Origin of the sequence: Pseudomonas sp. 34 E 7, assembly GCF_900005715.1 — a bacterium.
Classification (GTDB): domain Bacteria; phylum Pseudomonadota; class Gammaproteobacteria; order Pseudomonadales; family Pseudomonadaceae; genus Aquipseudomonas; species Aquipseudomonas orientalis_A.
Window position 1 is genome coordinate 1 of sequence record NZ_CVTX01000027.1, and the last position, 6,714, is coordinate 6,714.

Here is a 6,714-nt window from a genome sequence, read left to right on the forward strand (position 1 = left end):
CGTTCGGCCAGCGTGGTTTAACGGGGCGCCTGAGATCAAGATCAAAAGCAGATCAAGAGCGGCTCGCTTCGCATCGTGGTTACGGTTGGGCGCTACAGAGTTGTGTAGATGCCTATGCCCCGATAGCGGCGCATCAGTCAACACATTCGGTGACTGACACACCCCAATCGGGGGCAAGCCCCCTCCCACATTTTGAATGGGGTACAGATTTTAAAAAGAGACAAATGACAATAATTCTCGATATCATTCACGACCTTTCCAAGCCGTGCTGCGTCAAGAAGGATATCCATGTCTCGTCCCAAGCCCGACCCATTGTCGGCCGATGCCTGTCGCGGGTTCTATGCAGATATCCTGCATTTCCTGCGCAAACGCACGGACAACGCCAGTGACGCGGCGGATATGACCCAGGATGTGTTTACCCAATGGCTGGACTACCGCGACCGGGCCAAGGTCGAGCAGCCACGGGCGTTTCTGTTTCAGATGGCGCGCAACCTGCTGCGCGATCACTGGCGTAAACAACAGGTACGCCGCAGTGTCCACGCCGATTCAGCCGACGCCCCCACCGAAGCCGTCACCGACGAGCAAAACGAGCCCATGGCCGCCGCGCTGCGCATCCAGCGCCTGGAACACTTGAAAGAAGTCCTCGCCGAACTCTCGCCCCGTCGGCGCGAAGCCCTTATGCTGCATCGCTTCGAAGGCTTGAGCCAGGCACAGATCGCCGCGCGCATGGGCATTTCGACGAGCATGGTGGAAAAGCACATTGCTTTTGCCCTGCTGCATTGCAAACGACGTCTTCAACCTGACCCCGGCACGGAGCAGCCCCAATGAGCCGCCTGAGCGACCTCGACGCGCTGGACATCGACGCGAGCGACGCCATTGATGCCCAAGCCGCCAGCTGGTTTGCACGCAACCGCAGCCACGCGGACCGTGTCGACCGCAAGGCCTTCGCCGCCTGGCGGGCCAACCCGGCCCATGCGCGCGCCTATGCCGAATTCGAGCAATTGTGGACCGACCTCGCCCAGTTGCAGCCATTGAACAAACCCTTGGCGCTGCCCCGGCGCAAACCGGTATGGCGCCCCGCGCTGGCAATCGCGGCCGCCTTGCTCTGCGCCGTTCTTGCCCCTCATCTCGGTGCGCCACGCGAGCTGTATCACGCCCAGGTTGCCGGTCATGCCAAGGGCATGCGCACCCTGCACCTGCCCGATGGCAGCACCTTGTATGTGAACGCCAACACCCGCATTCGCATGGAGTTCACCGCGCACCAGCGCATCCTTCATCTGGACAAAGGCCAGTTGTACATCGAAGTGGCCGCCGATCAGGAACGCCCGCTGTACGTACAAGCCGGCGAGGCGAATGTGCGGGTGGTGGGCACCGGTTTCGATGTGCGCCGCAGTGAACAGCAACTGGTGGTCAGCGTGGCCCATGGCCAAGTGGCCTTCGAGCCGGATCGAACACACCCCGCCGCGTTGCTCCAGGCCAGGCAACGCGCCACTTACCAGTACGCCAATGGCACGCTGCAGCAGCAAACCCTCAACGCCGTAGACGTCGCCGATTGGCGCAGCGCGCACTTGGCGTTTCGTAATCGCGAGCTGGCCAGCCTGATCGACGAATTGAGCCTGTACCGTCCCCAGGCGCCTCTACAGGTCAGCAAGGCCGTGGCGCAACTCAAGGTGTCGGGCAACCTGGATGTGAATGACCCGGACGCACTGCTCAACGCCCTGCCCGCCCTGTTACCGGTGAAAACCGTGACGTCCGCCGACGGCATTGTGCGAATCGAATCAAGCAAATAAGCCACACATGAGAATATTTTGCATTCGCATGTGTGGATTTTTTTGCGTGCCCCGTCTTCCTCCCGTCTGCGTTTGATACGCACACCTTTTTGGCTATTTAGCCGCACCGGGGGATCTCATGTTTCGCGCGCCTTGCCCTGCTTCGCACCTGTTTCTACAGCCGACCCTGCTTGCCACCTGCCTGGCGTTCAGCGTCAGCGCCCAGGCCGAGTCATTCACGCTGCAACTGCCGGCCCAGCCGTTGGCGACCTCCCTGAGCCAGGTGGCCCGGCAGGCGAAGATCCAGCTGCTGTTCGATGAGGCGTTGCTCAAGCATGTGCAGGCGCCGGCCCTCAAGGGGGAGTACAGCGCAGAAGAGGCGATTCGTATCCTGCTCAAAGGCGCCGACTTCACCCTGATCAAGGTTGGCACGACCTACGTGGTGCGCGCCGATGCGGCCAGGGCCACGCAAGGCCGCGCAATCCAGCTCGATACCTCGAGCGTGATCGGCACCGGCAACGAAGTGGACTCCAGTACCGTCAACCGCTCCACCCTGACCCAGGCCGACATTGACCGCTACCAGTCCAATAACATCCCCAGCCTGTTGCAGACCCTGCCCGGCGTGAGCCAGGGCGGCTCGCTCAAGCCCGGCGGCCAAACCATCAACATCCGTGGCTTCGGCGATGCCGAAGACGTGCCGATGACCGTAGATGGCGCGACCAAGAGTGGTTTTGAGCGCTACCAGCAGGGCACCGTCTTTATCGAGCCCGAGCTGATCAAGAGCATTGAGGTAGAGAAAGGCCCGAACTCACCGTTCACCGGCAACGGCGGCTTTGGCGGCACGGTCAACATGACCACCAAGGATGCCCCGGACCTGCTCAAGGACGGCCGCAACAGCGGCGCAATGCTCAAATACGGCTACTCGAGCAACGACCATGAACAGGTCTACAGCAGTGCCGTGTACGGCCGCACCGACGACGGCCGTTTCGATGCGCTGGCCTATCTGACCCAACGCGACGGCGGCGACATGAAGGTTGCCGCCAAGCTGCCCAACGAGAACAACCAGTACCCGATCAATCCTCAGCGCCTGCCCAACAGCGCCCAGGATGTGGACGGCAAGCTGTTCAAGGTCAACGCGTACTTCACCGAGGAACACAGTGTCGGCCTGTCCTACTCGCGCTCCCACAGCAACCGCTGGACACCCTTCTCCGCCGCCAGCTACCCGACACCACCGACCCAGCTCAACATCGACCGCTACGGTTACGAAGGTGCACTCAAGCGCTTTCTGGCGCACCGCGATACCGTCGACACCACCTGGTCGGGCAAGTACCACTACCAGCCGCTGGACAACCCGCTGGTGGACATGACCGTCAAGTACTCCCAGTCCAACACCGAACAGAGCGACGAGCGTGACGCCACCGCGTTTTTCCAGCTGGCCACCGGCGGGCGCAAGATGGACACCGCCTACACCGACAAGCATCTGGATATCCGCAACGTCAGCCTGTTCGACACCGGCCCCCTGCAGCATGCGCTGACAGTCGGCGGGCAGGTGCGCAAGCACGTGCGCGACACCGAAATGTGGATGCCCGGCAGCACTTACAATACGCCGCGCTATAACTACGGCCATTTCCAGCCGGGCTTCATGCCCCACGGTAAGGTCGACACGAACAGCTTCTTCATCCAGGACGCAGTGACCCTGGGCGACCTGACCATCACCCCGTCGCTGCGCTACGACCATGTGCGCAACCGGGGCGAAGGCAATGATGCGCCGTACTACAACAACCCTGACCCTGCGATCGGCCACGACTACAGCGACCGCACCTACACCGGCTGGTCGCCGCGCCTGGCGCTGTTCTGGACCGTCACGCCAAATGTCGGCCTGTTCGCCAACTGGAGCCAGACCTGGCGTGCGCCGGTGATCGACGAGCAATACGAAGTGCAGGGCCTGGGCAGCCGCACCGCCACCAGCGTGGACCTGGACCCGGAGCGCATCACCTCGATTACCCTGGGCAACATCACTCACTTCGACAATCTCGTCGCCCAGGATGACAACCTGCAATTGCGCACCACCTTGTTCCACAACACGGTCGAAGACGAAATCTTCAAGGCCACCGGCGTGGGGTGCCGGAACCAGGCCGTCAACGGCGGCACGATTGGCTCCGCCTGCCCAGCGGGGGCGATGTCCAACTACCGCAATATCGGCGGCCTGACGATCAAGGGCATTGAAGTGGAGTCGATCTATAACTCCACCTACGTGTTCGGCTCGGTGTCATTCGCCTATGCCAAAGGCCAGCACGAAGGCGCCTATACCAACCCCTGGGGCCCGGACGTGGCAGCGCGGGATATCCCGCCGACCAAATGGGTGCTGGTGCTGGGTACCCACATTCCGGCCTGGGATGCCCAGGTAGGCTGGATGGGCCAGTTCATCGGCGCCACCGACCGCCTGCCCAGCGACAACTATTCCGGCGGCCCGGGTTCAGGGGTGGGCGATCTGTTCTACGACCAGTATGGCAACAAGCGCTACAACACCCAGGGCCTGTTCGCCAAATGGACACCGCAACAGGCGTACCTCAAGGGCACCGAGGTGAACTTCACCGTGGACAACCTGTTCAACGAAAACTTCCGCCCGGCGTTGAGCGGCGACCGCGCCTATACCAAGGGGCGCGATGCGAAGATCAGCGTGACGCGATTCTTCTGATTGCTACACCGAGTCTAAATGTGGGAGGGGGCTTGCCCCCGATGGCGGTGGATCAGCCAATGAACCTGTTGGCTGACACACTGCAATCGGGGGCAAGCCCCCTCCCAAATGGGCCCAGCGCCTAGTTCAAGAAACCATCGGCGCGCAGCAGGGTTTCCAGGCAATGTTCGGTGATGTGGTAGAACGCCTTGAGTTCCTGGATCTTTGCCAGCAACTGCGTATTGTCCAAAGGCTCGGCACGCTTGATCGCCAGGATCATCTTGTTCTTGTTGGTGTGCTCCAACGAGATGAACTCGAACACTTTGGTCTCATAGCCACAGGCTTCGAGAAACAAGGCGCGCAGGCTGTCGGTGACCATTTCCGCCTGTTGGCCCAGGTGCAGGCCGTATTGCAGCATCGGCTTGAGCAGCGCCGGGCTCTGGATCTGCAGGCGGATCTGTTTGTGGCAGCACGGCGAACACATGATGATCGACGCACCGGAACGGATACCGGTGTGAATCGCATAATCGGTGGCGATATCGCAGGCATGCAGGGCGATCATCACGTCCAGCCGGCTCGGCGCGACGCTGCGCACATCGCCGCACTTGAACGCCAGCCCCGGGTGCTCCAGGCGCGCGGCCGCTTCGTTGCACAGGGTAACCATGTCCTGGCGCAACTCGACACCGGTCACTTCGCCTTCGGCCTTGAGCGTGTTGCGCAGGTAGTCGTGGATCGCAAACGTGAGGTAGCCCTTGCCCGAGCCAAAATCGGCAACGCGTACGGGTTGGTCGAGCTGCAACGGCGACGACGTCAGCGCGTGACTGAACACTTCGATGAACTTGTTGATCTGCTTCCACTTGCGCGACATCGACGGAATCAGCGCCTGCTTGGCGTCGGTCACGCCCAGGTCGGCGAGGAACGGCCGGCTCAGGTCGAGGAAGCGATTTTTCTCGCGGTTATGCTCGGCCGATGGCGCCTCACGCAATTGCTGCGGCTTGCTTTTGAACAGCGAGCTTTTGTTCTTCTTGCTGTATTCCAGCTGGGCTTCGTCAGTCAGCGACAACAGGTGCGCGTTCTTGAACGAGGCCGGCAGCAGCTCGGCAATCGCCGCCACACCGTCGGCCAGCGCCAGGTTCTTGGTGATGTCGCGGGTCTTGTAGCGGTAGACGAAGGACAGGCAGGGCTGTTCCTTGACGGTGACCGCTTTGATGATCAGCCGCTGCAGTTCGGCTTCATCACCGACGTACTTGGCCAGCACCAGCTTGATAAAGGCGTTATGCGCCAGGCTTGCGGTCAGCAGTTCGATGAACTGGGCATGATGATCCGGTGCAGGGCTGGCGGGTTGAGCGGTGACGGACATGAACAAAAACGCCTCGGGCAAAGAATGCCGGGCATTTTAGGGGGGATAGCCCGCAACGGCACGGAGTTATTTGACCAGTGGTCAGTTCCAACAGCCAAGGTAGATCCAAATGTGGGAGGGGGCTTGCCCCCGATGGCAATCTGTCAGCTACCCATGTAGTGGCTGATCCACTGCTATCGGGGGCAAGCCCCCTCCCACATTTAGAACGGTGTTGCCCTGGTTATTCGAGTACGACCAGGCGATTGGGCAGTTCATTGCGCGTCTGCGTCACCGGCACATGCACCTTGAGCAATTCACCACAGGCCTCGATGCACGCAATGAACCCGGCCAGCGTTTGCCTCTGCTTCACCTGCTGGGTAAACGCCTTGACGATGCCATCCCAGTTGCTGTCGTCCAACCGCTTGGAGATGCCGTCATCCACCAGGATTTCCACATAGCGCTCCGCCTCGCTGACAAAAATCAGCACCCCGGTGCTGCCCAGCGTGTGATGCAGGTTCTGCTCGAGGAACTGACGGCGCGCCAGGTTCGAGGCGCGCCAATGGCGCACCGAGCGCGGGATCAAACGGGTGGTGACCTTGGGCAAGCGAAACACCAGGCACAGCACAATGAAGGTCGCCCACTGCGCCAGCAACAAGGTGTACATGGTCAGGTAGCCCGACAAGTAATGCACCACGCCAGGCACCACCAATGCAATCAGGCTGGCCCACAGCAACGGGATGTAGGCGTAGTCGTCGGCCCGCGCCGCCAGCACGGTGACCAGTTCGGCGTCGGTCTGTTGCTCGACCCGGGCGATCGCCTCGGCCACTTGGCGCTGCTCATGTTCAGTCAGTAATGCCATGGTTGTAGATGCTCTATTTTCGTTATTGTCATTACCAGCCGCCCGACGCCCCGCCACCGCCGAAACCACC

At 61.3% G+C, this 6,714-nt stretch carries 5 protein-coding genes; 3 read left to right on the top strand and 2 right to left on the bottom strand.

What is annotated here, in order from left to right:
- The first annotated feature begins 288 nt into the window (after positions 1-288).
- The 3 genes from BFP96_RS00765 (at position 289) to BFP96_RS00775 (ending at position 4,467) form a co-directional block, all read left to right on the top strand.
- The gene (locus tag BFP96_RS00765; RefSeq protein WP_065893445.1) at positions 289-828 is read left to right on the top strand and encodes an RNA polymerase sigma factor; all 540 of its coding nucleotides are present in this window, start codon (positions 289-291) and stop codon (positions 826-828) included.
- Complete coding sequence (locus BFP96_RS00770) at positions 825-1,790, top strand: FecR family protein (RefSeq protein WP_065935393.1); 966 nt, start codon at positions 825-827, stop codon at positions 1,788-1,790. Before BFP96_RS00765 ends, BFP96_RS00770 begins: the two co-directional genes overlap by 4 nt.
- 118 nt (positions 1,791-1,908) lie before the next feature.
- Positions 1,909-4,467, top strand: a complete 2,559-nt coding sequence (locus BFP96_RS00775) for a TonB-dependent receptor (RefSeq protein WP_065935394.1) — start codon at positions 1,909-1,911, stop codon at positions 4,465-4,467.
- A gap of 121 nt (positions 4,468-4,588) precedes the next feature.
- Here the strand turns inward: BFP96_RS00775 and BFP96_RS00780 are convergent, their stop codons facing one another.
- A complete protein-coding gene (locus tag BFP96_RS00780) occupies positions 4,589-5,806 on the bottom strand; it encodes a class I SAM-dependent methyltransferase (protein WP_065935395.1) in 1,218 nt (405 codons plus the stop codon).
- A gap of 220 nt (positions 5,807-6,026) precedes the next feature.
- On the bottom strand, positions 6,027-6,644 hold the full coding sequence (locus BFP96_RS00785; protein WP_065897750.1) for a TPM domain-containing protein: 618 nt from the start codon (positions 6,642-6,644) through the stop codon (positions 6,027-6,029).
- Between the last annotated feature and the right edge of the window lie 70 nt (positions 6,645-6,714).

Bases quoted from the DNA above. Each gene is read 5' to 3' on its own strand.
- BFP96_RS00765 (WP_065893445.1), top strand. From the start codon at position 289: ATGTCTCGTCCCAAGCCCGACCCATTGTCGGCCGATGCCTGTCGCGGG.
- BFP96_RS00775 (WP_065935394.1), top strand. From the start codon at position 1,909: ATGTTTCGCGCGCCTTGCCCTGCTTCGCACCTGTTTCTACAGCCGACC.
- BFP96_RS00785 (WP_065897750.1), bottom strand. From the start codon at position 6,644: ATGGCATTACTGACTGAACATGAGCAGCGCCAAGTGGCCGAGGCGATC.
- BFP96_RS00780 (WP_065935395.1), bottom strand. From the start codon at position 5,806: ATGTCCGTCACCGCTCAACCCGCCAGCCCTGCACCGGATCATCATGCC.
- BFP96_RS00770 (WP_065935393.1), top strand. From the start codon at position 825: ATGAGCCGCCTGAGCGACCTCGACGCGCTGGACATCGACGCGAGCGAC.